Source organism: Nocardia rhizosphaerihabitans, assembly GCF_014646295.1.
In the GTDB taxonomy this organism is placed as follows: Bacteria; Actinomycetota; Actinomycetes; order Mycobacteriales; family Mycobacteriaceae; genus Nocardia; species Nocardia rhizosphaerihabitans.
This window is the reverse complement of record NZ_BMNE01000011.1, coordinates 144,549-170,621: the sequence shown is the minus strand read 5'-3', so window position 1 is coordinate 170,621 and position 26,073 is coordinate 144,549. Positions and strand designations below refer to the sequence as shown.

The 26,073-nt window shown below is 68.0% G+C and carries 24 protein-coding genes and 1 riboswitch; of the genes, 16 read left to right on the top strand and 8 right to left on the bottom strand.

Going from position 1 to position 26,073, the window contains the following annotated elements:
- The first annotated feature begins 49 nt into the window (after nucleotides 1–49).
- From IEY60_RS32125 to gcvP, 7 genes are all read left to right on the top strand, one after another.
- Nucleotides 50–685 carry a CDP-alcohol phosphatidyltransferase family protein gene (locus IEY60_RS32125; protein WP_189034285.1) on the top strand — a complete coding sequence of 212 codons (636 nt, stop codon included), beginning with the start codon at nucleotides 50–52 and terminating at the stop codon, nucleotides 683–685.
- Between the two features lie 42 nt (nucleotides 686–727).
- Nucleotides 728–1,126: a glycine cleavage system protein GcvH gene (gcvH, locus tag IEY60_RS32120; RefSeq protein WP_189034284.1), complete on the top strand. Its 399-nt coding sequence runs from the start codon at nucleotides 728–730 to the stop codon at nucleotides 1,124–1,126.
- Nucleotides 1,127–1,304: 178 nt separating this feature from the next.
- Nucleotides 1,305–1,790 carry an oxoglutarate dehydrogenase inhibitor Odhl gene (gene odhI / locus IEY60_RS32115; protein ID WP_189034283.1) on the top strand — a complete coding sequence of 162 codons (486 nt, stop codon included), beginning with the start codon at nucleotides 1,305–1,307 and terminating at the stop codon, nucleotides 1,788–1,790.
- 70 nt (nucleotides 1,791–1,860) lie between these two features.
- Complete coding sequence (gene ftsR, locus IEY60_RS32110) at nucleotides 1,861–2,649, top strand: transcriptional regulator FtsR (RefSeq protein WP_189034282.1); 789 nt, start codon at nucleotides 1,861–1,863, stop codon at nucleotides 2,647–2,649.
- A 157-nt stretch (nucleotides 2,650–2,806) separates the two neighbouring features.
- Complete coding sequence (locus IEY60_RS32105) at nucleotides 2,807–3,280, top strand: bifunctional nuclease family protein (RefSeq protein ID WP_019046780.1); 474 nt, start codon at nucleotides 2,807–2,809, stop codon at nucleotides 3,278–3,280.
- Between the two features lie 169 nt (nucleotides 3,281–3,449).
- Complete coding sequence (locus IEY60_RS32100) at nucleotides 3,450–4,007, top strand: MerR family transcriptional regulator (protein ID WP_189034281.1); 558 nt, start codon at nucleotides 3,450–3,452, stop codon at nucleotides 4,005–4,007.
- Nucleotides 4,008–4,217: 210 nt separating this feature from the next.
- A riboswitch (glycine riboswitch) is annotated at nucleotides 4,218–4,317 on the top strand.
- A gap of 158 nt (nucleotides 4,318–4,475) precedes the next feature.
- Complete coding sequence (gene gcvP, locus IEY60_RS32095; RefSeq protein WP_189034280.1) at nucleotides 4,476–7,283, top strand: aminomethyl-transferring glycine dehydrogenase; 2,808 nt, start codon at nucleotides 4,476–4,478, stop codon at nucleotides 7,281–7,283.
- A 52-nt stretch (nucleotides 7,284–7,335) separates the two neighbouring features.
- On the opposite strand, the gene IEY60_RS32090 is transcribed toward gcvP, so the two are convergent.
- Nucleotides 7,336–7,941 carry a TetR/AcrR family transcriptional regulator gene (locus IEY60_RS32090; RefSeq protein WP_229740312.1) on the bottom strand — a complete coding sequence of 202 codons (606 nt, stop codon included), beginning with the start codon at nucleotides 7,939–7,941 and terminating at the stop codon, nucleotides 7,336–7,338.
- Nucleotides 7,942–8,014: 73 nt separating this feature from the next.
- Between IEY60_RS32090 and IEY60_RS32085 the strand changes: the two genes are divergently transcribed.
- Both IEY60_RS32085 and IEY60_RS32080 read left to right on the top strand, forming a co-directional pair.
- Nucleotides 8,015–9,493 carry an ABC-F family ATP-binding cassette domain-containing protein gene (locus IEY60_RS32085; protein ID WP_189034279.1) on the top strand — a complete coding sequence of 493 codons (1,479 nt, stop codon included), beginning with the start codon at nucleotides 8,015–8,017 and terminating at the stop codon, nucleotides 9,491–9,493.
- 10 nt (nucleotides 9,494–9,503) lie between these two features.
- On the top strand, nucleotides 9,504–10,331 hold the full coding sequence (locus IEY60_RS32080) for a Vgb family protein (RefSeq protein ID WP_444543810.1): 828 nt from the start codon (nucleotides 9,504–9,506) through the stop codon (nucleotides 10,329–10,331).
- A gap of 78 nt (nucleotides 10,332–10,409) precedes the next feature.
- Here IEY60_RS32080 and IEY60_RS32075 read toward each other — a convergent pair whose 3' ends face one another.
- The 3 genes from IEY60_RS32075 to IEY60_RS32065 form a co-directional block, all read right to left on the bottom strand.
- The gene (locus IEY60_RS32075; RefSeq protein WP_189034277.1) at nucleotides 10,410–12,077 is read right to left on the bottom strand and encodes a VWA domain-containing protein; all 1,668 of its coding nucleotides are present in this window, start codon (nucleotides 12,075–12,077) and stop codon (nucleotides 10,410–10,412) included.
- 111 nt (nucleotides 12,078–12,188) lie between these two features.
- On the bottom strand, nucleotides 12,189–12,443 hold the full coding sequence (locus IEY60_RS32070) for a WhiB family transcriptional regulator (RefSeq protein WP_189034276.1): 255 nt from the start codon (nucleotides 12,441–12,443) through the stop codon (nucleotides 12,189–12,191).
- Entirely contained in the window at nucleotides 12,440–12,982 is a 543-nt protein-coding gene (locus IEY60_RS32065; protein WP_189034275.1) for an HNH endonuclease, read from the bottom strand. Before IEY60_RS32065 ends, IEY60_RS32070 begins: the two co-directional genes overlap by 4 nt.
- Before the next feature lie 61 nt (nucleotides 12,983–13,043).
- Between IEY60_RS32065 and IEY60_RS32060 the strand changes: the two genes are divergently transcribed.
- On the top strand, nucleotides 13,044–13,256 hold the full coding sequence (locus IEY60_RS32060; protein WP_189034274.1) for a hypothetical protein: 213 nt from the start codon (nucleotides 13,044–13,046) through the stop codon (nucleotides 13,254–13,256).
- Between the two features lie 105 nt (nucleotides 13,257–13,361).
- Nucleotides 13,362–14,054 (top strand): DUF4232 domain-containing protein, encoded by a 693-nt coding sequence (locus IEY60_RS32055; RefSeq protein ID WP_189034273.1) that lies wholly within the window; start codon nucleotides 13,362–13,364, stop codon nucleotides 14,052–14,054.
- Between the two features lie 24 nt (nucleotides 14,055–14,078).
- On the opposite strand, the gene IEY60_RS32050 is transcribed toward IEY60_RS32055, so the two are convergent.
- On the bottom strand, nucleotides 14,079–15,299 hold the full coding sequence (locus tag IEY60_RS32050) for an MFS transporter (protein WP_189034272.1): 1,221 nt from the start codon (nucleotides 15,297–15,299) through the stop codon (nucleotides 14,079–14,081).
- An 84-nt stretch (nucleotides 15,300–15,383) separates the two neighbouring features.
- Between IEY60_RS32050 and IEY60_RS32045 the strand changes: the two genes are divergently transcribed.
- Nucleotides 15,384–15,836 (top strand): winged helix-turn-helix transcriptional regulator, encoded by a 453-nt coding sequence (locus IEY60_RS32045; RefSeq protein WP_189034271.1) that lies wholly within the window; start codon nucleotides 15,384–15,386, stop codon nucleotides 15,834–15,836.
- A gap of 39 nt (nucleotides 15,837–15,875) precedes the next feature.
- Here the strand turns inward: IEY60_RS32045 and IEY60_RS32040 are convergent, their stop codons facing one another.
- Together IEY60_RS32040 and IEY60_RS32035 are read right to left on the bottom strand one after the other, a co-directional pair.
- Nucleotides 15,876–17,165 carry an acyl-CoA dehydrogenase family protein gene (locus IEY60_RS32040; protein ID WP_189034270.1) on the bottom strand — a complete coding sequence of 430 codons (1,290 nt, stop codon included), beginning with the start codon at nucleotides 17,163–17,165 and terminating at the stop codon, nucleotides 15,876–15,878.
- A 2-nt stretch (nucleotides 17,166–17,167) separates the two neighbouring features.
- On the bottom strand, nucleotides 17,168–17,827 hold the full coding sequence (locus IEY60_RS32035) for a TetR/AcrR family transcriptional regulator (RefSeq protein ID WP_189034269.1): 660 nt from the start codon (nucleotides 17,825–17,827) through the stop codon (nucleotides 17,168–17,170).
- A gap of 247 nt (nucleotides 17,828–18,074) precedes the next feature.
- Here IEY60_RS32035 and IEY60_RS32030 point away from each other — a divergent pair, with 247 nt between their 5' ends.
- The 3 genes from IEY60_RS32030 (at nucleotide 18,075) to IEY60_RS32020 (ending at nucleotide 22,045) form a co-directional block, all read left to right on the top strand.
- Nucleotides 18,075–20,252: a malate synthase G gene (locus IEY60_RS32030; protein ID WP_189034268.1), complete on the top strand. Its 2,178-nt coding sequence runs from the start codon at nucleotides 18,075–18,077 to the stop codon at nucleotides 20,250–20,252.
- Nucleotides 20,253–20,825: 573 nt separating this feature from the next.
- Nucleotides 20,826–21,080, top strand: coding sequence for a hypothetical protein (locus IEY60_RS32025; RefSeq protein WP_189034267.1), 255 nt, complete (start codon nucleotides 20,826–20,828; stop codon nucleotides 21,078–21,080).
- Nucleotides 21,081–21,565: 485 nt separating this feature from the next.
- On the top strand, nucleotides 21,566–22,045 hold the full coding sequence (locus IEY60_RS32020) for a hypothetical protein (protein ID WP_189034266.1): 480 nt from the start codon (nucleotides 21,566–21,568) through the stop codon (nucleotides 22,043–22,045).
- A 239-nt stretch (nucleotides 22,046–22,284) separates the two neighbouring features.
- On the opposite strand, the gene IEY60_RS32015 is transcribed toward IEY60_RS32020, so the two are convergent.
- The gene (locus IEY60_RS32015) at nucleotides 22,285–23,508 is read right to left on the bottom strand and encodes a hypothetical protein (protein ID WP_229740311.1); all 1,224 of its coding nucleotides are present in this window, start codon (nucleotides 23,506–23,508) and stop codon (nucleotides 22,285–22,287) included.
- Nucleotides 23,509–24,223: 715 nt separating this feature from the next.
- Here IEY60_RS32015 and IEY60_RS32010 point away from each other — a divergent pair.
- A complete protein-coding gene (locus IEY60_RS32010) occupies nucleotides 24,224–25,819 on the top strand; it encodes a GMC oxidoreductase (RefSeq protein ID WP_189034265.1) in 1,596 nt (531 codons plus the stop codon).
- The last annotated feature ends 254 nt before the right edge of the window (nucleotides 25,820–26,073 follow it).

Genomic DNA, 26,073 nt, shown 5'->3' with positions numbered 1-26,073 from the left:
TCGGCGTGGCCGGATGGCGCAAGCGGGGGTCGGTGCGGTATGCAGGGGCGTGGCAACCGAATCGGGAACGCCGGGCACCAACGACACCGCAACCGGTGGCGTGTTCAGCGATCGCATCCTGACCGTGCCCAATGTGCTGAGCCTGATCCGGCTGATCGGCATCCCGGTGTTTTTGTGGTTGTTGCTGGTCCGCCATGCCGACGGCTGGGCGTTCGCGCTGTTGATCGCACAGGGCTTCACCGATTTCCTCGACGGCAAACTCGCTCGGCTGCTCGACCAGTCCTCCCGGCTGGGCGCCCTGCTCGATCCGCTCGTCGACCGGTTATACCTCGTGACGACGCTCGTGGCGTTCGTCGCACGCGGGCTGATTCCGTGGTGGATCGCGGTGATCCTGATCGGTCGCGATCTGATACTCACCGTGACCTTGTCGGTATACAAGCGCCGTGAACTGCCCGCCCCCGAGGTGATCTACCTCGGCAAAGCGGCCACCTTCGCGCTGATGTCGGCCCTGCCGTGGCTGCTCACGGGGGAGATGGATTGGGCAGGGGCAGGTTTCGGCTGGGCCTTCGGCTGGGCACTGCTGATCTGGGGCACCGCCCTGTACGTGTGGACCGGGGCGCTCTACGTGGGGCTGGCGGTCGCGGTCGCGCGTTCGATACCGCCTGTGCCGCACCGTGGGAGCTAGTCGATACTGTTGCGTGCAACGTTGACGACGAAAGGACGTCCTGTGACCCGGACCCCTGAGGATCTGCGCTACACCGAAGAGCACGAATGGGTGCGGCGGACCGGCCCCACGGCGGTTCGTGTCGGCATCACCGACTACGCCCAGTCACAGCTGGGTGACGTCGTGTTCGTCCAGCTGCCCGATGTCGACAAGGATGTGACCACCGGCGAGAGCATCGCCGAGGTCGAGTCGACCAAGAGCGTGTCCGACATCTACGCTCCGCTGAGCGGGAAAGTCGTTGCGGTGAACGAAGATCTGGTGCAGGCACCGGAGACGCTGAACACCGATCCGTACGACGCGGGCTGGCTGTTCGAGCTCGCCTTCGACGAGGAGGCGGCGCTGGATTCCGCCCTCGGTGAACTGCTGGATGCGGCGGGTTATCAAGGAGTTATCGGGGGCTGAAGCAGCCTTCACAGTTCTCCCTGCACGGGTGCGCCCCGGCAGGGTACGGTCAAAGCCAAGCGGATACGTCGGGGAATCGACGCCGGGATCTTTTTCCTGGCGATGTGATCGCGCCGGTCGTGTCGCCGAATACAGCACCTGCTTGCATGGATAATCAGGTTCGAGGAGGAGAGAAACGGTGAGCGAGAACAGGGACCCGGGTTACGGGGAGACCGCGGCCGAGACGACGTCGGTCTTCCGCGCGGACTTCCTCAACGAGGTCGACGCGTCGCGCTCCGGAGAGCCGACCGGCGAACAGCCGGTGCAGGGCGTCGAGGGCCTGCCGGTCGGCGCGGCCCTCCTGGTGGTCAAGCGGGGTCCGAACGCGGGCTCGCGTTTTCTGCTGGATCAGCCGACCACCTCGGCCGGTCGCCATCCCGACAGTGACATCTTCCTCGATGACGTCACTGTCAGCCGTCGGCACGCGGAGTTCCGTCAGGACGACGACTCGTTCCAGGTCGTCGATGTGGGCAGCCTCAACGGCACCTACGTCAACCGGGAGCCGGTGGACTCCTCGGAGCTGCAGAACGGCGACGAGGTCCAGATCGGCAAGTTCCGGCTGGTCTTCCTGACCGGTCCGCGCGCGCAGACGAACGAGTCGGCGTCGGGCGCGGGGTCGCGATGACCCCTACGGTGCTGGTGCTCGGCAAGGGCGCAGTGCTGTGACAGGGGCGGCGCAGTGGGCGCGCGGAGGGATGTCGATCGGCTCCGTGTTAGACCTGCTGCGACCAGATTTTCCTGATATCACCATCTCCAAGATCCGGTTCCTCGAATCCGAGGGCCTGATCCGGCCGGAGCGGACGCCGTCGGGTTACCGGCGGTTCTCGGTGGCCGACTACGAACGGCTGCGTTTCGTGCTGACCGCGCAACGCGATCAGTACCTGCCGCTCAAGGTGATCAAGGAGCAACTCGAAGCGATCGACAGTGGTGCGGCGACCCTGGGCGTGCGTGAAGCGCGCGCCAGGGCGCACTCCCACCACAGCGCCGCGGAGGCCGGGCAGTCGCTGTCCGGCGCCGCGCGCGCGGACACCGACGACGCCAGCCCGGCACCGCCGCGCAGACTGGGCGTCGTCCCCGGCGAGATCACGCCGGATGAACTGCGCGTCGAGGGCGGCGTGCGCCTCACCCGCGCAGATCTGCTCGACAAGGCAGGCATCGACGACAAATTCCTCGACGACCTGCTGCGCGCAGGCCTGATCGTCCCCGGCGCGGGTGGCTTCTTCGAATCCGACGCGGTGACGCTGGCGCACGCGGCCAAATCGATGGCCGAATTCGGGCTGGAGGCCCGGCATCTGCGCGCGTTCAAACTGGCCGCCGATCGCGAGGCCGCCCTCGTCGCCCAGATCGCCGCGCCCATCGCCAAGAGCCGCGACGCCGACGCGCGCGCCCGCGCCGAGGAGACCGTCCGCGAACTGGCGGCACTGTCGCTGAACCTGCACGCGGCACTGGTGAAAGCTGCCGTACGCGCCGCGCTCGGCAACTGACACACCCGAGCGCCGGATCGGGTATCACCCCGGCAACACGCCGATTTCGGCTCGGACGTCCTCGTTGCACCGACCGGAATTCGCCTAGACTCGTGGGTACGGCGAGCTGGGCAGCTGTCGTGCCGGCCGGCGGCGAGTATGGGAGGCAGGACAACGCATGAGCGAGATGCGCGTAATCGGCATCCGTGTCGAGCAGCCACAGAACCAGCCCGTGCTGCTGCTGCGGGAAGCGGCGGGCGAGCGGTACCTGCCGATCTGGATCGGGCAGGCCGAGGCGACCGCGATCGTGCTCGAGCAGGAGGGGGTCACCCCGATCCGCCCGCTCACTCACGATTTGATCAAGATTCTGATCACCGAACTCGGGCACACCCTCAAGGAAGTGCGGATCGTCGATCTGCAGGAGGGCACCTTCTACGCCGATCTCGTCTTCGACGGCGATCTGCGGGTCTCGGCCAGGCCGTCGGATTCGGTGGCCATCGCGCTGCGGGTCGGTTGCCCGATCTTCGCCGAGGAACCGGTACTCGCCGAGGCCGGGCTGGTGATGCCGGACGAGCGCGAGGACGAGGTCGAGAAGTTCAAGGAGTTCCTCGAGTCGGTCTCGCCCGACGACTTCAAAGCCACGGACAGCTGATTCACTTCCCGATCTTCTAGACCTGAAGTAGAGGTCGAGGGAATCGCCGCGCGCGGTGCTTGGTGCGACAACGGTGCAGGTCCGACAATGGCAGGAGTAACCTCGAAAGTCGGGCAACATCCGTCGTGACTCCGGTACTCGAGAACGTCGGCAGAGCAAGGAGTGGTCAGTGGAAGAGCAATCGCAGGATGTGGTGCAGCCTGGCTTGTTCCCGGACGACTCGGTTCCGGACGATCTGGTCGGCTACCGGGTGCCGAGCGCGTGTCAGGTCGCCGGCATCACCTACCGTCAACTCGATTACTGGGCCCGCACCGGGCTGGTTGTGCCGTCGATTCGAGGGGCAGCGGGTTCGGGGAGTCAGCGGCTGTACTCGTTCAAGGACATCCTGGTCCTCAAAATCGTGAAGCGGCTGTTGGACGCGGGCGTCTCTTTACAGAACATCCGGATCGCGGTCGATCATCTGCGCAGCCGCGGGGTGCCGGATCTTGCCGGGATCACGCTGTTCTCCGACGGAACCACGGTGTACGAGTGCACCTCGCCCGAGGAGGTAGTCGATTTACTGCAGGGCGGGCAGGGCGTCTTCGGAATCGCGGTCAGCGGCGCCATGCGGGAACTGACCGGGGCGATCGCCGACTTCCCGGCCGAACGAGCCACCGAGATCACCGACCGGCCCGAGGACGAACTGTCCTTCCGGCGCAAGGTGCGGGAGAACCGTAAGACCGGCTAGTAGTGACGAGCGCTTGCCCGCCACCCCGCGTATTCGGGCCAGACTCAGGTGCTGGGCAATTAGCCTGCGCGGCCGGAGGTGATGTGCGGGCCGGGTTCGCTCGTTCCCGGTGAGTTACCCATGTGCTTGCGTGCTCGCGGCTTGCGTGACGAGCGCTACATCGTGTGCGTGACGGTGGTGGTTCGCCGTGCCATTAGACTGGGTTAGCGTCGCCGCCGTGCGGGAGAGTCCTGGATTCGTGAGAGTCCGGGCGCCGAAGGAGCAGCACCTCCCCGTCAATCTCTCAGGCAACAGGGACCGCACGGTGATTCGACGCCTCTGGAAAGCGGTGGCATCCGGCTGCCCGCCCACGGGGAAAGGGACACGGCCGTATGCGGCCGAGTCGCCGAATCTCTCAGGCGCCACGACAGAGGGGGAGGGCTGGTACCCGTCGACCACACGGTCGACCCGCCCGACCTTGGAGCTGCCGTGACCCGTTCGTTCGCCGACCGCCACATCGGACCCGATTTCGACGAACTCGCCCGGATCCTCGAGATCGTCGGCGTCGACTCGATCGACGCGCTCGCGACCACGGCACTGCCCGCGACGATTCTCGACGAGTCCGGCCTCGGCGCGCTGCCCGCGCCCGGCACCGAGCACGAGGTGCTCGCCGAACTGGCCGCGCTGGCGCACTCCAACACCGTCGCCACCTCGATGATCGGCCTCGGCTACTACGACACCCTCACCCCGCCGGTGCTGGTGCGCAACCTGCTCGAGAACCCGGCCTGGTACACCGCCTACACCCCGTACCAGCCCGAGATCAGCCAGGGCAGGCTCGAGGCGCTGCTCAACTTCCAGACCATGGTGTCGGATCTGACCGGCATGGACGTCGCCAACGCCTCCATGCTCGACGAGGCCACCGCGGCCGCCGAGGCGACGACGCTGCTGCGCCGCGCCGGCAAGTCCAAGTCGAACCGGCTCGTTCTCGACGCCGATCTGTTCCCGCAGACCAAGACCATCATCGGCACCAGGGCCGAGCCGCTGGGCATCGAGATCGTGGAGGCCGACCTGTCCTCCGGTGAGCTGCCCGAGGGCGATTTCTTCGGCGTGATCGTGCAGACTCCCGGCGCCTCCGGCCGGATCGTCGACTACACCGCGCTGTTCGCAACCGCCCACGAGCGTGGCGCGCTCGTCGCCGCCGGCGCGGACCTGCTGGCGCTGACGCTGATCACGCCACCCGGCGAGCAGGGCGCCGACGTGTGCTTCGGCACCACGCAGCGCTTCGGCGTGCCGATGGGCTTCGGTGGCCCGCACGCCGGTTACCTCGCCGTGCGCACCGCCTTCGCCCGGCAGCTGCCCGGCCGCCTGGTCGGCGTGTCCGTCGACGCCGACGGCGCCCCGGCCTACCGCCTGGCCCTGCAGACGCGGGAGCAGCACATCCGCCGTGAGAAGGCGACCTCCAACATCTGTACCGCGCAGGTGCTGCTGGCCATCGTCGCCGCCATGTATGCCAGCTACCACGGTGCCAACGGGCTGCGCGCCATCGCGCGCCGGGTGCACGGGCACGCCGCGGCCGTCGCGGCCGGGATCGGCGCCGCGCTGGTGCACGACAACTTCTTCGACACCGTGCTGGCGTATGTGCCCGGCGGTGCGGAAGCCGTTGTCGCCAAGGCGAAGTCGCAGGGCATCAACCTGCGCCTGGTCGACGCCGATCACGTCGCGATCGCCTGCGACGAGGCGACCACCGACGCGCATGTGGCCGCGGTCGTCGAATCCTTCGGCACCGCACGGACTCCCGACACCGCGAGCGCCCAGCCCGCCGCGATCGAGACCCGCACCTCGGACTACCTGACGCACCCGGCCTTCACCCGCCACCACACCGAGACCGCCATGCTGCGCTACCTGCGTTCGCTGTCGGACAAGGACATCGCGTTGGACCGCAGCATGATTCCGCTCGGTTCGTGCACCATGAAGCTCAACGCGACCGCGGAGATGGAGGCCATCACCTGGCCCGGTTTCGCCCGGCTGCACCCGTTCGCGCCCACCGAGGACGTGCCCGGCATGCTGAAGCTCATCGGCGACCTCGAGCAGTGGCTGACCGAGATCACCGGCTACGACGCGGTGAGCCTGCAGCCCAACGCCGGTAGCCAGGGTGAGTACGCCGGCCTGCTCGCGATCCGGCGCTACCACCTCGATCGCGGCGACGATCACCGCGACACCTGCCTGATCCCGTCGAGCGCGCACGGCACCAACGCGGCCTCTGCGGCCATGGTCGGCATGCGCGTCGAGGTCGTGAAGTGCCGGGACAACGGCGATGTCGATCTCGACGACCTGCGCGCCAAGATCGCCGACCACGCCGACCGGCTGGCCTGCATCATGATCACCTACCCGTCCACGCACGGCGTCTACGAGCACGAGGTGGCCGAACTGTGCGCGCTCGTGCACGACGCGGGCGGCCAGGTGTACGTCGACGGCGCGAACCTCAACGCCCTGGTCGGCCTCGCCCGCCCGGGCAAGTTCGGCGGCGATGTCAGCCACCTGAACCTGCACAAGACCTTCTGCATCCCGCACGGCGGCGGCGGTCCCGGCGTCGGCCCGGTGGCGGTGCGCTCGCACCTCGCCCAGTATCTGCCCGGCGATCCCCGCGAAGCCGGTTCGCACGCGGTGTCGGCGGCCAACTACGGTTCGGCCTCGATCCTGCCGATCACCTGGGCCTACATCCGGATGATGGGCGCCGAGGGCCTGCGCGAGGCGACGCTGACCGCGATCGCCTCGGCCAACTACATCGCCCGCCGCCTCGACGCCTACTTCCCGGTGCTCTACACCGGCGAGAACGGCATGGTCGCCCACGAGTGCATTCTCGACCTGCGCGAGATCACCAAGCAGACCGGTGTCACCGTCGACGATGTGGCAAAGCGCCTGGCCGACTACGGTTTCCACGCGCCCACCATGAGCTTCCCGGTGGCGGGCACGCTGATGGTGGAGCCCACCGAGAGCGAGAACCTCGAGGAGCTCGACGAGTTCATCGCCGCGATGATCGCCATCCGCGGTGAGATCGACCAGGTCGGCGCCGGTGTGTGGCCGGTGACCGACAACCCGCTGCGCGGTGCGCCGCACACGGCGGCGAGCCTGGTCGGCGAGTGGGACCACCCCTACAGCCGTGAGGTCGCGGTCTACCCGCATGGCATCGGCCACACCCGCCCGAAGGTGTGGCCGCCGGTGCGCCGCATCGACGGCGCTTTCGGTGACCGCAATCTGGTCTGCTCCTGCCCGCCGCTGGACGCCTACGAAGACTGACAGTCCTCCGATAGCGAGCCCCGCCGTACACATCGGCGGGGCTCGTTGTCGTCTACGGAGCCGAAGATCCTGCGGCCCACGATGATTCGGCGAGGGTGACCGCGGCGTCGGCGGCTCGGCGGGCGTGTTCGGCGGTGACCGGCTCGTGGGTGATGAACAGCCGGTGGAACAGGGGAGCCACCGCGAGCCGGACGATCTCCGTTCCGTCGACACCGGGGGTGAGTTCCCCTCGCGCGATGGCTCGTTCGATGATCACCGCCGCCTCGGCATGCCGTGCCGCATAGAAGCTGCGCAGTGCCGCGGCCGCATCCGGGTGCTGCATGCCCGCGGTGACGAAAGCCGCTGCGACCGGACTGGCTTCAGGGTCGGTGAAGCCGGTGCGCAGCAGTTCGGTGAGTCCGCGCAGGTCGTCGACGAGGCTGCCGGTGTCCGGGATCGGCCATGACTGGTCGGCCGCGCGGGCGAGCGCGTCGGCGACGAGACCCTCCGGACCACGCCAGCGCCGGTAGACGGTGGTCTTGTGGACCCCGGCCCGCTGGGCGACGGATTCCATGCTCAGGCCCTGGTAGCCGTGCTCGGCGAGTTCGGCCGCCGTCGCGTCGAGCACGGCCTCCCGCACCCGGGCGCTGCGTCCGCCGGGTCGTCGTTGCGGTTCCAAAAACTACTCCCGTTGCGTTAGTTGGGCAGGGTTTGTAGTGTTAAAGCTACACACGTAGCGATTGGAGCGCTGTTTGACCACTCAATTGAGTCTGCGCGGAGTGTCGAAGTCCTACGCGGACCGGCCCGTGCTCGACACCGTGACAGCGACGATCCGGCCCGGCGAGCGGGTCGGCATCGTCGGTGAGAACGGGTCGGGGAAGTCGACGCTGCTGCGGGTGCTGGCCGGACTGGACCGCGCGGACACCGGATCGGTGATCGTCAGCGCCGACGGCGGCCTCGGCCACCTCGCGCAGACACTCGCCGGTGACACCGTCGGCGCCGCGATCGAGCTGGCGCTCGCGGAGCTGCGGGACCTGGAACGCGGCATGCACGCCGCCGCCGAAGCGCAGGACATGGACCGCTACGGCGAACTGCTCACCCGGTTCGAGGCGCGCGACGGCTACACCGCCGACGCCAGGGTCGACGCGTCGCTGCACGGACTCGGCCTGGCCGGGCTCGATCGGGACCGGTCACTCGACAGCCTGTCCGGTGGGGAACGGGCCAGGCTAGGACTGGCCTGCCTGCTCGCGGCTTCGCCGGAGGTCCTGCTGCTCGACGAGCCGACCAACCATCTCGACGAGAACGCGCTGACCTGGCTGGAGAACCGGCTGCGAACCCACCACGGCACCGTCGTGCTCGTCTCCCACGACCGGATCTTCCTCGACCGGGTGGTGACGGCGATCATCGAGGTGGCCGAGGGCGGCCTGACCCGCTTCGGCGGCGGCTACACCGGCTACCTGGCCGAGAAGGCCGCGGCTCGCGTGCGCTGGGAACAGGCCTATGCGCAGTGGCGCGGCGAGGTCGGGCGACTCGAGGAGTTCGCGACGACCACCGCCCAGCAGGTGGCGCACGGGCGCGCGATGTCGGACAACAACAAGATGGCCTACGACCGCAATGCGGGCCGGGTGCAGAGCTCGGTCGCCTCGCGGGTCCGCCAGACCGCCGAACGCCTGCGCCGCCTGCGCGCGGACCCGGTGCCGTGTCCGCCCGAACCCCTGCGCTTCCGTGGACGATTCGCCGCCGTGGGCTCGGACACCGAGTTCGCCATCGGGCCCGTGACGCTGGGACCGCGGGGCAGGCTGCTGATCCACGGCCCGAACGGGGCGGGAAAGTCGACGCTGCTCGACGCGGTCCACGCCTCGGCGCCCGGCCGGGTCGGCTACCTGCGCCAGGCGGACCGCTTCGACCCGGACCGAACCGTCACCGAGACATACGGTTTCGGCCGGACCTCGCTCGTCGCGACCGGACTGTTCGCGCCCGAGCTGCTGGATCGCCCGGTCGGCACCCTGTCGGAGGGGCAGCGGCGCAGATTGTCACTGGCCAGGGTGCTCGCCGGCGACCATGATCTGCTGCTGCTCGACGAACCGACCAACCACCTGTCGCTGACTCTGGTCGACGAGATGGAGCAGGCACTGCACGACTACCGGGGCGCGGTGGTCGTGGTGTCGCACGATCGTGCGCTGCGCCGTCGATTCCGGGGAATACAGAAGGGAATTCAGGACTTTGGCTGACATCGTGCAGGTGGTAGAGGTACCGGGCGCGCCGTACGGGGTGACCGCCGGGCCGGATGGCGCGCTGTGGTTCACCCTGGTCGCGCAGGGCATGATCGGCCGCTATGGCGATGGTGTGGTGCGGACATTCGCCCTCGATCCCGCCGACGGGCAACCCACCGTCATCGTGACCGGTCCCGATGATGCGTTGTGGTTCACCGAGTTCCAGGGCGGCAGGCTCGGCCGCATCACGGCCGAGGGCGACGTGACCGGCATCGCGCTGGACGGTCCCTACGGTGCGTGTTCCGGACCCGACGGCGCACTGTGGTTCACCGAGCTGCAATCCGGCCGCGTGGGGCGGCTCGCCGCCGACGGCACGATCGACCGCGTCGACATCGAGGGCATGCCCTCGATGATCACCACGGGATCCGATGGCGCCCTGTGGTTTACGGTGAACCAGGGCAATGCGATCGGCCGGGTGGATCGCGACCTGGCCCGCACGGTGTACCCGGTGCCGACCCCGGCCGCCGCGCCGGTCGGCATCACCGCCGGCCCGGACGGTGCGGTGTGGTTCACCGAAATCGGCGCGGGCGCCATCGGGCGCATCGACACCGACGGCACCGTCACCGAATTCGCCCTGCCCGACCCCGCCGCGCGCCCGCACGCGATCGTCACCGGCCCCGACGGTGCGCTGTGGTTCACCGAGTGGGCGGCAGGCAGGCTCGGCCGGATCACCACCGACGGCGTGATCGACCACCTCGCCCTGCCCGGCGCCGAACCACACGGCCTGACCGTCGACGCCGCAGGTCACCTGTGGGTCGCGATGGAATCCGGTGCGCTGGTGGAGGTCTCACCCTGACGGACTCTGCTGACGCAGTCGTTCGAGCAGCGCCCGGCCGCGTGGGCGACATGATGTTGCCCGCGTGGCCGTTCCGGGTCAGGGGGTGGTGAGTGCCTTGACCACCGCGGTGCCGAAGCTGAGGTCGTTGCTCGTCGGCACGCGGGTGTAGGTGCCACCGGTCTGCTGCGCGAGGGTCTGCATGGTCTGGGTGCCCTGGCCGCCGACCACGACGACATCGATCCGGACGGGCTTGTCGGACTTGGTGGCGGCGGTGATCTCGGCGACGAGCGCGGATCCGGTGAGCGAGGAGTCGTCGTCGGGGCCGTCGGTGATCACCAGAATCGAGTTGGTGCGGCCGGGGGAGTAGGCGGCGACCGCGGCGCGGTAGGCGGCGAGCAGGCTGGGGTAGGCCTGGTCGGTGGTGCTCTGGGTCGCCTTGGTGGTGGTCACCGCCGAGCCGACGGCGTTGCGCTGGGTGTCGGTGAGCAGGTCGGTGGGGACTTGCACCTTGTACGGGGTGGTGCCGTCGAGGTTCTTGCCGAAGGTCCACAGCCCGAGGCCGAAGTCCGGCGGCATCACCGTCAGCGTCGAGGCCAGCGCCGCGCCCGCGTTCGCCAGCCGGGTCATCGATCCCTCCGCGGTGCCCATCGACGACGAGACATCGAGCAGCACCGTGGCATTCACGCCGAGGACCGGGTTGGCCAGGGTGGCCTGCACCTTCTGCAGCGCCGCCCTGTCCGGGTTGGCCGGCGCCGAACCGATGGCCGGGCCGAACCCCTCGGTCGCCAGCGCGCCTGCCTGTTCGGGGGCGCGCAGGAAGTCGATGAACCGGGACGCGATGAGGTTCTGGGTCTTGTCGACCCACGGGCCCGACAGCAGGGCGGCGGGATAATCCGCGAGCGGCGCGGTGCCGACCGGCCGGAAAGCGGTGAGCCCGCCGGTGCCGAGCTGCTGCGCGGTGGCGGCGACGGCGTGCACCTCGTCGGCGGTGGGGTCGGCGGTGATCGCCCCCATCGCCGACACCACGTCGGCGGTGACCTGGGCGCCGGCGGCGAGCCCGGAGATCGCGGCGACGACCTGGCCGGAACCGGCGGCCTGCTCGGTCAGCGGCTCGGTACCCGACACGGCGGCCCCGATCGAGGCGGCCGCGGCGGTGGTGGCATCGCCGACGGGCAGTGCCATCCGCAGCCCACCCCAGCCGGACAGGCCGAGCTCGTCGAGCGAGCCCTGCTGCAGGCGGGGCAGATCGGACCAGGCGATCTGGTGCTGTTCGAGCGCCAGGCGCAGCGCGTCGGGCACGGCGAGCACGATCGGGCTGGTGGCGATGGAGGCGGGCGTGCCCTCGATCAGGCCCGGCACGCGCACGAGTTCGATCGAGCGGCTGGAATCGGCGATCCAGAGTCCCGGCTTCGGGCCGAGCGCCGGATCCCACTTGCCGGTATCGGCCAGGCCCGCTACCAGGGCGGCCGACGGGCGGGCCGACACCTCCACCCGCGCGCAGTGGTCACGCACCCGCGGCTTGCTCGCGTTGTAGCGGTCGGCGGCGGCGCGGACCGGGCCCGCGATCGCCGGATCGACGGTGACGTCCAGCGATGCCGGTCCCTCGACGCATTCGGCGGCGGCCGCGACGTCGGTGCTGGCGGCGCGATCGCTGAGCTGGAACCAGGCGAACACGGCCACGAGCACCAGCACGAGTACCGATGCCGCGATAACCGGACCCTTGCTGATACTTCGAGATCTGGTCCCGCTGCGATGAGTACCCACGGGGCAAGTTTAAGGACACGACCTCGGCGGGTCGCACGGTGCATACCGGTGCGCATCGACGCTGGTCACAGCGCGGGGCCGGGCGTCACGACGGCACCCGGCCCCGGCCGGTCACTCGCGGATCACCCGTCCGCGGTCGTATTCACGACCACCCCAGACCCCCGACTGTCCGGTCTGCGCCGCGTACTCGGTGCACCCCGCGAGCAACGGGCAACCGGCGCAGATCCGGCGGGCGTAGTCGAAGTCCTGCGACGGGTACGGGAACCAGGCCTCGTGGTTCGGGTCACCCCGGCAGGCGGCGCGGTGCCATTGCCCGGAATCGGACAGAGTCAGCAGTTCGGTCAGTGCGAGGTCGGTGGTGGTCACGGCGCGTACTCCTTCCAGATCCGGCGCTGGGTGCGGGCCAGCGGGTCGGGAGCCTTGGGCTCCCACAGCAGCCGCATCCCCGCTTCTTCGGGGGTGCGGTCGGCCTTGCTCGTATTGCAGGGGCCGCAGCAGGCGATCAGGTTGCCCCAGGTGTTCGGTCCACCCCTGCTGCGCGGGCGGATGTGGTCGACGGTCTGCGCCCAGTCGGCGCAGTAGCCGCAGCGGTGCTTGTCGCGGCGCAGGACACCGGCCAGCGTGGCGCGGCTGTCCTCACCCACCGCGGCGACATGGCCCAGGTAGACGTAACGCAGCAGCCGGATCGTCTCCGGCAGCCCGATGACCAGGTGCTGGGACCGGATCGGGAACCGCGGCGCGCGCTCGATGACGGTCTCCGCGGCGCCGCTGATCAGCAGTGTCACGGCCCGGTCGGCGGTGATCTCGTCGAGGGCCTCGTAGCTGGCGTTGAGTACGAGCACCCTGGTGCGTATCCAGGTGTCGGAAGTGGGCGCCATCGGGTCGACGGCATGACGGATCGTCATGGGAATCACCATGTTTCGAGAGAAGTGAACGACAGTCGAAGCTGAGTGGGTTACCGCGTCAGTGCGCGAACCGGAGACGGGCCATGGCATCGCTGCCTGCGCTTCGCGCGATGCGGGCCGAATCGGCGCGGCGATAGGTCTTTTCGGACTGTCGCAGTGGCGCAAGGGTTTTCACGGCCGTCTCCTCCTCTCGAAATGTCTCGTCGGTCTCGCGCCGGTGCGAATGACCAGCGTGGAATTCATGGTGGCATACGCCGCGCCGGATGTCGGCTGATTTATTTCCGGTAACGCTCCGATTCCGAGGGGAACGGCCAAGGGGCAGGTCGCGATACATTTTCGGGGTGAGGTGCCCGTCGGGCGATCGCGAGGAGTGGTGCTCATGCGGACAGCGCTGATTCCGGCCACCGTGACGTGCGCGGCGGTCCTGCTGCTCGCCGGCTGTGGCAACGATTCCGGCGGGACGAACGCACCAGCGGAGAGGCCGAGTCCGACCCTGCCCGCGCCGGGACCGGCTTCCTCGGTCAAGTCGAGTGCCGCGGGACCGGCCACCCTCGTCCCACCCGTCGCTGTGCCTGCTCCGGGCCCGCCCGTGCCATCGGCCCCGGCGGCCACCGCGGGCCCGCCGAGCCCGCCGAGTTTCCCGCTCCCGGATTCCGCTCCCGCCTGCGCCGACGGCCAGGTGCTGGTCGGCGTCGGCCCGGTCACCGCCGCTGCGGGCCACCAGGGCCTGACCCTGCGCTTCCGGCTGGTCGGTGCCAGCGGGCCCTGTTCGCTCACCGGCTATCCGGGCGTGGACGCGATCGGCGAGGTCACCGCGTACGCCACCCGCACCCCGCGGGGCTACCTCGGTGGACTGCCACCCAGCCAGAGCGAGCCCGTGACCGTGATACTCACCCAGGACCACGGTGCGGAAGCCGTGGTGGAGGGCACCTCCACCGACGCCTCGGGCGCGGTGTGCCCGGCCTACACGGGGCTGCGGGTGACCGCGCCGAATACGACCGACACCGTTGCGGTGTCCGAGTCGCTGTCGGTGTGCGATCTCTCGGTCCATCCGGTCACGCCGATGAGCTGATCGAAGGGTGCTCTGTCCGTACGCTCACGCCCGTGGGCACGGATCCGGTTGAATTCCCACGGCTTCCGTCGTCGCGGTGACTGTGACGCGGAGCTGGGTCAGCCCCCAGACGGCGAAGCCGCACAGGGCGTAGGCGGCACCGAACGCGCAGGCGGCCCACCAGCCCCACGCGGCGTAGGCCAACGTGGTGGTGACCGCGCCGAGTGCGGACCCGGCGGAATAGCAGGTCATGTAGGCGCCGATGACGCTGCCGGTGCGGTCGGGGTGCGCGGTGGTCAGCAGGTGCTGACTGGAGACGTGCACGGCCTGCACGGCGAAGTCGAGCACGACGATGCCGACCACGAGCGGGAGCAGGGTCGGTCCCATCGGGGCGATGAGCAGCCAGGATCCGGCCAGGATCAGCAGCGACCACCCACTGATCACCTGTGCGCGACCGGCATCGGCCCACCTGCCCGCCCGGCCCGCGCCGAGAGCGCCGGCCAGGCCCGCCAACCCGAAGAGCCCGATCTCGGTGGTGCCGAGTGACCACGGCTCGGCGCCGAGCGGCAGGGCCAGGCCGCTCCAGAGGGTGCCGAAGGAGGCGAACAGGAAGAAGGTGATCAGGCCACGGCTCCGGAACAGGCGATCGGTGACCACGAGGCGTCCCATCGACCGCAGGATCTGTGTGTAGCGCGCGCCGGGCGTTCGGGTGTCCGAGCCCAGAGCCGCTCGGGTGACGACGGCGAGCGCCGCGCACAACCCGGCCAGCAGCACGAACACGACCCGCCACCCGAGCGTGTCGCCGAGGACGCCCGCGACGACGCGGACCCCGAGGATGCCGACCACCACTCCCGAGGTGACAGCACCGATGACGCGGCCGCGTTCGCCGGGCGCGGACACCGCGGCCGCATAGGCGACGCTCACCTGCACGACGACCGCGAACACCCCGGCGACGGCGAGCCCCACCATCGCGACGACACCGGTCGGCGCGGCGGCCGTGAGCGCCGCGCCCACCCCGGTGAGCGCCAGCAGCCCGCTGATGAGCCCGCGCCGGTTCATCAGGTCGCCGAGCGGCACCAGCAGGATCAGCCCGGCGAAATAGCCGATCTGCCCGGCGGCGACCAGCAGGCCCAGCGACTCGGCGGGCAACCCCAGCTCGGCGCCCGCCGTCTCCAGCACCGGCTGGATCGCGTAGATCGTCGCCACCGCCGTGGCGCACACCGACGCCAGCAGCGACTGCCGCGGTCGCGTGATTCCGGTGGCCATCAGCCCTCCAATTGGTAGCAAAATGCAACCAACTCACGATAGGGAATAATGGTTTCGAAATGCAACCCGACGTGAGGGGTGAGGATGACACCGACGTCCGGCGTCGATCGCGCGTGGACCGATCCCGCCTGCCCGGTCGCTCGTACCGTCGACCTGGTGGGTGACCGCTGGAGCCTGCTCATCGTCCGCGACGCCATGGACGGACCCGGCTCGTTCACCGAGTTCCGGCAGCGACTCGGGATCGCCCGCAATATCCTCGCCGACCGCCTGCGCAGGCTCGTCGACGACGGCATCCTCACCACCAGCGCCACCCCGAGCGGCAAACGACACGTCTACGAGCTCACCGACGCCGGGCGAGACCTGTTCACGACCATCGTCGCGCTACGCCAGTGGGGTGAACGACACGCCTTCGCCGCCGGCGAACGACACTCGACCCTCGTCGACCGTGCCGGCGAGGTCATCGCCGAGCTGCGGCCCCACAGTGTGTCGGGCGTGCCGGTCACCGCCGAGACCACCGACGTGCGGCGCGTGGACTGAGAACGCGACCGCTCCGGATTCCCGGCGGTGACCTTCCGATCAGAGGTTGCCGACCTCGCGTTCGAGGCGGCGGGCGACCAGGTCGCGGGCCTGCTCGCGCAGGGCGGGGCGGAAACCGGTGGGGTACACCGGGTCCGCGGGGGCGTACTGCTTGAGGACTTCTTTGGCGAGGGTGATCTTGTGGACCTCGGTGGGTCCGTCGGCGATGGCCATGACCTCCGCGTAGGTGGTCATGTCGAGGAACGGGAGGTCGGTGCTGACACCCAACGCGCCGTGCAGATGCAGCGCGCGGCGGGCGATGTCGTTCATGACGGTCGGCATCGCTACCTTGATGGCGGCGATGTCCTTGCGGACGGCGCGGTAGTCCTGGGCCTGGTCGATGCGCCAGGCTGTGCGCAGGACGAGCAAGCGGAACTGCTCCATCTGGATCCAGCTGTCGGCGATGCGTTCCTGGGTCATCTGGAAGCCGCCGAGCACGCCTTTGCGGGCCGGGCGCGACACCGCGCGCTCACACATCATGTCGAACGCCTTGCGTACCAACGCGACCGTGCGCATCGCGTGGTGCACGCGACCGCCGCCGAGCCGGGTCTGTGCGACGACGAAACCGGCGCCCTCCGCGCCGAGCAGATGATCGGCGGGCACGCGCACGTCGGTGAATCGCAGGTGCCCTTCGTGTTCGCTGAAGCCGGGCACCGTGAAATTGCGCACCAGTTCGAGGCCGGGCGCGTCGGCCGGAACGATGAACATCGACAAGCGCAGATGCGGTTCGGCGTCCGGGTCGGTCACCACCATCACGATGTGGAAGGTGGCGAACTCGGCGCAGGAGTTGAACCACTTCTCGCCGTTGATGACCCACTCGTCACCGTCGCGGACCGCGGTGGTGCGGAACGCCGTCGGATCCGAGCCGCCGGTGGGCTCGGTCATCACGTAGCAGGAGCCGATCTCGCCGTCGAGCAGCGGCTGCAGGTACTTCTCCTTCTGCTCCGCGGTGCCGAAGTGCGCCAGGATCTCGGCGTTGCCGGAATCCGGTGCCTGACAACCGAACACGAGCGGCGCCCACATCGAGGTGCCGAGCACTTCGTTGAGCAGGGCGAGCTTGAGCTGACCGTATCCCGGCCCGCCGAGTTCGGGACCGAGATGGCAGGCCCACAGCCCCTGATCCTTGACCTGCTGCTGCAGCGGCCGCATCAGCGCGCTGATCTCCGGATTGGTCCGGTCGTACGGGTTGGGGTAGAGCAGATCCAGTGGCTCGACCTCGGTGCGGACGAACTCCGCGACCCAGTCGAGCTTGCGCTGGTACTCCGGATCGGTCTCGAAATCCCAAGCCATGGTCAGCCTTTCGTGTTGTCGCCCGGGGCGGTGAGCCCGGACAGGACGGTGTCGGTGAGGATCTCGGCGATCTCGGCGGGGGAGTGCGCACCGCGCTCGCGGTACCAGAAGCCGAGCGAGTTCAGCATGCCGAGCAGGCCGTTGGTGACGACATGATCGGCGGTGCGCAACTGCCCCGCGGCGAAGCCGGCATCGATGACGTCCTGCCAGCGGCGCTGGAGCCGGTCACGCAACTGCTGCAGTTCGGTGGCGCGTTGCCCGGTGAGCGCGTCCGCGTCGCGCAGGTGCACGGCCACCGCGCGCCGGTGCGTGACGATCAGCTCCACATGACTGCGAATGAGCAGGCGCAGGGTCTGGACCGGATCGTCGCCCGCCGCGACGATGCGTTCGGCGTCGTCGAGCAGCAGCCGGGTGTAGTCGCCGAGGATCTCCCACAGCAGCTCTTCCTTGGAACCGATGTGGTAGTACAGCGCGCCGCGCTGGACGTCGGCCTTCGCGCCGATCTCGGCGACGCCGGTGCCGTGGAAGCCGCGTTCGGCGAACAGATCGAGGGCGGCGGCGCGGATGCGATCACCGGTGCCCGCCGCGCTGCGGTCGGCGGCGGGTGGGCGGCCACGGCGTCGGACGGGAGCGACGGGTTCGCCGGGCTGCGCGACGCTCATCGTGCCTCCACTCCGCCGGGCAACCAGCGCTGTCCGCCGAGAAATGTTCCGGTCAGTACATTAATTCTCCGGGTGCCTACAATCAAGGGGTGGCTCGCCACGCCCACCGCGCCGACCTCGGCGTCTCGGCGTGGCGGAATGGACGGCGCTCCTGCGGCGTTCGAACCCACACGAGGTGTCACCACTACCCACGGGTAACATGACATCGACTTTTCCCCACCCGTCTTTCTCAAAAGTGAGGCAGTAGATGACAGAGCGGATTCAGGTCGGCGGGCTCCAGGTGGCCAGCGTTCTCCACGATTTCATCGAGAACGAGGCGCTCCCCGGTACCGGCGTAGATTCCGCCGCGTTCTGGGCCGGCGCCGAGCAGGTCATCAACGACCTCGCGCCGCGCAACCGTGCACTGCTGGCCGAACGCGACGAGATCCAGGGCAAGCTCGACGCCTGGCACCAGGAGAGCCCGGGCGCCGGCTACGACAAGGGCGCCTACAAGGAGTTCCTGACCGAGATCGGTTACCTGCGTCCCGAGCCCGCCCCGTTCCAGATCGGCACCGGCAACGTCGACGCCGAGATCGCCACCACCGCGGGCCCGCAGCTCGTGGTGCCGGTGATGAACGCGCGCTTCGCGATCAACGCCGCCAACGCGCGCTGGGGCTCGCTCTACGACGCGCTCTACGGCACCGACGCCATCTCCGAGGCCAACGGCGCCGAGAAGGGCACCGGCTACAACCGCGTGCGCGGCGACAAGGTCATCGAGTGGGGTCGCAACTTCCTCGACGACGCCGTCACCCTGATCACCGGCTCGCACATCGGTTCGTCGTACTACAAGATCGTCGACGGCGAGCTCGAGATCGGCCTGGAAGACGGCACCGACATCGGCCTGGCCGACCCGTCGCAGCTCGTCGGCTACCTGGGCGACCCCGAGGCCCCGACCTCGGTGCTGCTCAAGCACAACGGCCTGCACATCGAGATCCAGATCGACGCGAACTCGCCGATCGGCTCCACCGACACCGCCGGTGTCAAGGACATCGTGCTCGAGTCCGCCCTCACCACGATCATGGACTTCGAGGACTCGGTCGCCGCGGTCGACGCCGAGGACAAGGTCGTCTGTTACCGCAACTGGCTCGGCCTGATGAAGGGCGACCTGGCCGAAGAGGTCACCAAGAACGGCAAGACCTTCACCCGCACGATGAACCCCGACCGCGTGTTCACCGCGCTCGACGGTTCCGAGCTGGTGCTGCACGGCCGTTCGCTGCTGTTCGTGCGCAACGTGGGTCACCTGATGACCTCCGACGCGATCATCGACGCGCAGGGCAACGAAGTTCCCGAGGGCATCATGGACGGCCTGATCACCTCGCTGATCGCCGTGCACTCGCTCAACGGCTCCGCCCAGCTGGCCAACACCCGCACCGGCTCGGTCTACATCGTGAAGCCGAAGATGCACGGCCCCGACGAGGCCGCGTTCACCAACGAGCTGTTCGGCCGGATCGAGGACGTCCTCGGCCTGACCTGCAACACCCTCAAGGTCGGCATCATGGACGAGGAGCGCCGCACCACGGTCAACCTCGCCGCGTCGATCGAGGCCGCCAAGGATCGCGTGGTGTTCATCAACACCGGCTTCCTCGACCGCACCGGCGACGAGATCCACACCTCCATGGAGGCCGGGCCGATGGTCCGCAAGGCCGAGATGAAGACCCAGACCTGGATCACCTCCTACGAGGACTGGAACGTCGACACCGGCCTGGCCAAGGGCCTGCCCGGCAAGGCCCAGATCGGCAAGGGCATGTGGGCCATGCCCGACCTGATGGCCGGCATGCTCGAGCAGAAGATCGTGCACCCGAAGGCAGGCGCCAACACCGCGTGGGTGCCCTCGCCGACCGCCGCCACCCTGCACGCCACCCACTACCACCAGGTGGACGTGTTCAAGCGGCAGTCCGAGATCGCCAAGGGCGGCCCGCGTGCCACCGTCGACCAGATCCTCGAGATCCCGCTGGCTCAGTCCACCGACTGGTCCGACGAGGAGAAGCGTCAGGAGCTGGACAACAACTCCCAGGGCATCCTGGGCTACGTGGTCCGCTGGATCGATCACGGTGTCGGCTGCTCCAAGGTGCCCGACATCAACGACATCGGCCTGATGGAAGACCGTGCCACGCTGCGCATCTCGAGCCAGCTGGTCGCCAACTGGCTGCGCCACGGCATCGTCACCGAGGCCGACGTGATCGCCAGCCTCGAGCGCATGGCGCCGGTCGTGGACCGCCAGAACGCCGGTGACAAGGCCTACCGCCCGATGGCGCCGAACTTCGACGCCTCGATCGCGTTCCAGGCGGCCAAGGAGCTGGTGCTCGAGGGCACCAAGCAGCCCAACGGCTACACCGAGCCGATCCTGCACCGCCGCCGTCGCGAGTTCAAGGCCGCGCAGAAGTAGTGGTGTCGAGTGCTTGAAAAGTAGCTCATAGCAGCTCTTTTCGCTTGCGGCCCCGCGTCGGAGACATCCGAGGCGGGGCCGCTGCCGTCACCGGAGATCATCGTGGATACCGGGTCTTCAGCCTCAAAACGGTCACCAAAACGGTCACAAACGGAACGCGCTCGACATCGTCCACAGAAGTGGTCTACCAGCGGATTCGCGTCTCTCCGTTGGCTGACCTTGCGGCGATGCGGCGTGGTCTTGTGGCCGCCCGGTGTCTTCTACAGGATCGCTTCACGGACTTCCCGATACTCGGGTGAGTGCATATAGACGCTCGCCTTGAAGTCGCCCGCCTGTCGGCGTGTCGGAGCACGACGCGCGGGGGAATTTCAGCGATCAGCAATTAGGCAGCTAACTTTGTGGTTGCCGCGCCCGCGTCCTCTCACTTGTGAACCTGTGCAGCGTTGCTTGCCAACCAGATAGGCATCCTCGGCCGTTCGCTTTGTCATGCAGGAAGGCAACTTTCGGAGCAATCGTGAGTCCTGGCAGCCCTGGTTCGACCTTCACCCACCCAGCTCCGAGAGCTTGGCTGCGGTGAGCGCGGCCCTTGATGTGGTGCTCACCGAGGCCGGGTTCGAGCATTGCCCTTTCGGTTTCGATGAGCCGATCAGCGAGGTCGAACCCCGGCACATGCGTGCGTCCTGGGCATGCGAAGCACTCGCCGGCGACCGGGACCATGTTCTCGACGGCGGCGGGATCGTAGGTGGCCTAGATGGAGCGTGGGTGTGGGGATCCGGCTTGATCCGCCTCGATGTAGATCGTCAGTCGATCGAGCTGCGATCACGATAGCTGTCATCTCAACCACACGTCGGCGAGGTGCTTCACCACGATTCACCCGCTCACCATGGCATAGGGGAGGGCATGTACCAGGCGGGTTCGCACGCCTGGTCGTCGGCCGAGCCGTGGAGTTTCTGTGGGATTTGCCAAACCACGTCAAATCTCCGCGTGCAAGAAAACCCCTCCGACCGAGGTCAGAGGGGGCTTGCCTGTCGGGCTGACAGGATTTGAACCTGCGACCACCTGACGACGGTTCGCGTTGCACGGTCCCTGCACTCCCGTGGGGTGGGCTGCTTCTGGACGAGTAGGGAACGTCGAAGCTATGGCGCAGACCAACCACACCGTCGTCACAGTGGGTGGGGACCATGGAGTCCTGTTCATATCGCGCTTCAGGCACGCACGTCGAACTCGGCCAAGAGGGGCGGAAACCGGTGGCCTTCTCTTGGTCGGAGCCATTAGCCTTCGTTGAGGCGCGTACCGACATCAGGGGGGCATGTGTGCAGAGCTATGTCGACTCCATCAGCTTCCTACCGCCGGCGGAGCAGCGACTGGCCCGAGACTACGAAAGTCGCCTGGCTCATCGAATGCGCCTTATTGCGGCAGGTCTGACTCCTCAACCGGTTCCGCGCCCCGCCGTGGACAGATTCGAACATGTGGCCCGCGATGCTGCTGGTGAGAGCCAACAGCTACTCGCTGAGTTGTCCCCTGAAGCCGCCGTAGCAGCGTGGTGGCAGGTGAAATCGCCGATCATCGCCGCGGTAAGTAAGCAGACTCTGCTTAACAGGTTCCTGTGGATTCTGGCCGTTGGTGCGTCCGGCGATAGCCATGACCCCAGCCTCCTCAATCGCTACTTTGCTGCTGCGGGCTGCTGGTGGGTCGCCTCGTCGGTGGGCGACGCGCTGGCACACGCCGAGGATGGTGAACCCTCTGTGTTCCAAGCAGCGGTGTGGCCGATTTCGACCGCCCATGCCGAATGACGGACGTTCGCCGCTGAGCTGAATAGCGCCCGGAACCTTTGCTTCGGCAGAGGAGCGTGTTCGCCTTGCGCAGGCAAGAACCGCGCAAGGCAACTCTGACGGCAGCGCCAAGACCAGAGTGCTCACAGTCGACACCCAACGGCACTACCAGAAATGCACGACGGCCAATACAGGTCGAGAACTGCTCGTGCACGCTCACTTTCGCGAGGACTACCGACACTATCGCGACGCCGCCGAATCTAGACCGCGCACATCGACTGCATCACACCGCGCATGATCGGCGCACCGTAATCGGTCGGCGCGAACACCAAGTCCTGGACGATCGACAGCGGTGTGGTGACCACCGCACCGACTCCGGTGACACCGACGACGGTGGTACCCGCCGAGAACAGCAGGCTGGTGATGTCGAGAGTCAGCGTCGCCAGATCGAAAGCATTCTCCACCTTGACCTGCGCCAGCGGCACGGTCTGTAGTGCCTGGCCCTCGGCCAGGTCGGCGCCTAGATTGGCCAGGAAGGTCACCGGACCCATGTCGAGGGCTTCGACCAGGGGGCCGAGATCATCAGCGCGGCGCATCAGCATCACTTTGGCCACCTGGTTGCTCGCCAGGAAGCTCTGCAACGCGTCGGCGGTCTCGTGCATCGCGACCCGGTCCACCTGCACGGCGCCGGAGTCGAGATAGGCGCGTGAACGTTCGACGACCGTGGCCAGGGTCAATTCGGCGACCGGTGTGCAGCTGCCGTTCGCGGCCATGACCATCGCGGCCAACGCTTCGGCCGCCGGCGGAACCTGGACCGGTTCGATCACGGCTTCGTCGAGCACCAGCGGCGGATACACATTCGGCGCGACGCATCCCGCGTCGATCGAATTCTGTACCGCGCGAGCCAGTGCTTTCGTTCCGTTGAACATCGCGCTGACCACCGGCTTGAGGAAGATTCCGACTGTGGGCACCATCCCGGCGGCGAGCTTGGCTGGGATCTTCACGATGCCCGTCGCGAGCACGAACACCTCGATCGCGTCATTGACCGTGAGGTGCGAGACCGACATCGTCTCGTCGATCCGCCCGGTTCGCACCGCATCGAGGCCGTTCACGAGGTAGGTGACGATCGGATCGTCGATCTCGGCGGTCCGGGTCCCGACCAGTTCCGGACGCATCGGCAATCCGTCTCGATGCACTCGCACCGCGGCGATCGAGGCGCGGAAGTCGGCGACCTGCTGGTCGTAGCCGACGAGTTGGTCGGGCCCGACCGTGCCGCGCAGGACCGACGCCGCAGCGGTCACCACATCGTCGAATGTCGGTGCGCCACTGGTGCACATCTGCTCGGCCTCGGCGATCGGGGTGGCCGCGAGTGTTTCGACAGTGTCGGCCCGAGCGACCCCCGGCGCGTACAGCGCGCCCGTGATCAGGGTGAGCGCTGTGAGCGAGCCGATGCTGGCGGCCAGACGGGGCAGTGGCAATTGCATGCGATGGTCTCCGGCTAGAACGGTGGCAGGCGAGTCCTACGATCCGAACCTAGGGCGGCGCGGTTACCCGAGCGGTGCCGCTAAATGAACAGTTGACCAACTTGGTCTTGTGTTCAGCTCGTCCGGATCTGGAACCCGGAGGAGCTCGAGTAACCGTGTTACCGTGCGACGGTAACCGTGTTACTGTACGACGGCTTTGCTGTGACGCACCTCATGGGTAAGCACACCGAAGCAATGAAGCAAGCGGTTGGCGTACATGGAGCGTGTCGTATGTGTCGGTTGAGTCAGCGCGAGTTTGCGATGGCAGGACGGCTCGGCGAAGTGGTAACTATTCGCCGTACGGCCGCGGTGTCGGCGGTCGGGGCCGCCGCCGACACGCCTTCCGTCACCCCGCGTGCGAATACTCGAGCAGATATGGGCGGTTCTCCAGACTCAACCGGCGCCGACCGGGGCACGACGTGCCGGAACACGCGAACCCATCATCGCTTCCGCAGGTCAACCCGAATGGCTCGAGCAGTGGTCATGAAGGGATCGATGGTCTCGACCTCGACTACGAGATGACCTTCCTGCTCGGCAGTCTCCCGTGCAGCCGCTCACCGGCCGCACCTTCGGCTGATCGACATCGGGCCGCGGACGCGATTCGCGGAACGCAAGAAGTCCCGAACAACCAAACCCGTTCTGCCCGCTTGGTCAGACAAATATGAAGGATCTCGTGATGCCTGCATTCTCGCGCCGCTCACTGCTGGGCGGTGTTGCCGCGGCCGGTGCTCTCGCTCTCGGCGCACGCTCGGTCGGTTCGGCAGTCCCGGCCGCCGCACAGCCCGCCACCGTCCCGCTGACGCGGGAAGAGCACAGGGTCATGGTCATCGGCTCGGGATTCGGCGGTGGTGTCAGCGCGCTGCGACTGGCGCAGGCGGGGGTGCCGGTGACGGTGCTCGAACGCGGACTGCGCTGGCCCACCGGCCCCAACTCCGAAACCTTCCCTCGGGCATCATCTCCCGACAAGCGACTACTGTGGTACCGCTCCAGCCCGAACTTGTTCGGCCGCCCCATGATCTTCGAGCCCTACACCGGCCTGGTCGAAGCCGTGTCGGGAGTGAACATGACCGCCCTGTGCGCGGCGGGCCTCGGCGGCGGTTCCCTGGTCTACCAGGGAATGTCGCTCCAGCCCACCAGGGAAGTCTTCGACACACACTTCCCGGCCGAACTCGACTGGGCGCTGATGGACCGGGTGCACTATCCGCGGGTGGCCAAGATGCTGAAACTGGCCGAGGCCCCCGACGAATTGGTCGCGAGCGAGAGCTACCGAGCAGCAAGGGTTTTCGCCGAACGCGTACAGCGCGCCGGCATGCCGCTGTCGAAGATCCCGATGCCCATCGACTGGGATTTCGCGCTCGCCGAACTGCGCGGGGAGATGAAACCGTCCTACACCAACGGTGACGGCGCGATGGGCGTGAACAACGGCGGCAAGCATTCGGTCGACGTCACCTACATCGCGGCGGCCGAGGCCACCGGGCTGGTGAAGGTCGAGACGCTGCACGAGGTGACCGACGTCGAACGCGGCGCCGACGGCCGGTGGATCGTGCACGTGCTGCGCCTGGACACCACCGGTGCGGTGGTCGAGAACAAGATCCTCACCACGGGCACCCTGATCATGGCCGCGGGCAGCCTCAACACGACTCGCCTGCTGGTTCGCGCGGGCGCCAAGGGTCTGATCCCCGACCTACCCGACGGCTTGGGTCAGGGGTGGGGGACCAATGCCGACCGGATCTATGTCTGGACCGACCCGTCGGCCGAATTCGGTGCGCCACAAGGCGGTCCGGTGGTCTACGGCAGCAAGAACTGGGACGATCCGCATGCCGCGCACACCATCATCCAGGCGTCTCTGCCGCCGCTGTCGCTCGACCCGCGCAGCACCATGATGGTCGGCTTCGGAGTCAGCGACAGCCGGGGCACCTTCGCCTACGACTCGAGTCGTGACGACGCGATCCTGCACTGGCCCTCCGACGGCGACAGCGGCATTCAGAACAATCACATCGACCCCGCCGTGCACCGCATCGCCGGACCCGACGGCCTTCTTCTCGATACCAACGCGCTGTTCCCGTCCACCTGGCATCCCTTGGGTGGGGCGAGCATGGGCGCGGTCTGCGACCTCGACGGCCGCGTCCACGACCAGCCCGGGCTCTATGTCCTCGACGGCGCGCTGATGCCCGGCAACACCGCGGCCTGCAACCCGTCGATGACGATCGCCGCGGTCGCCGAACGGGCGCTGGACAATATTGTCGCCCGCGATATCGGCACCCTCATCTGACCTATGAATACAGAGACACAAGCAATCGTGAAATATTCGACCCGGCCCGTTCGGCAACGGAGCTCATCGGCCTGGCGCGTGCCTTTCGCCGTCGTCGCTACCGCAGGCACCATGGTCTTGGGAGCGATGCAACCCGCCCCCGCGCAAGCCCGAGAATACAGTTGCGGGGGAGAGCATTTCGTAGCGTCGTGGGCGGCCAGCCCTACCGATTCCGTCACGCCGTTGGATGCCTCCGGTGGGCCCGTCCCGATGAC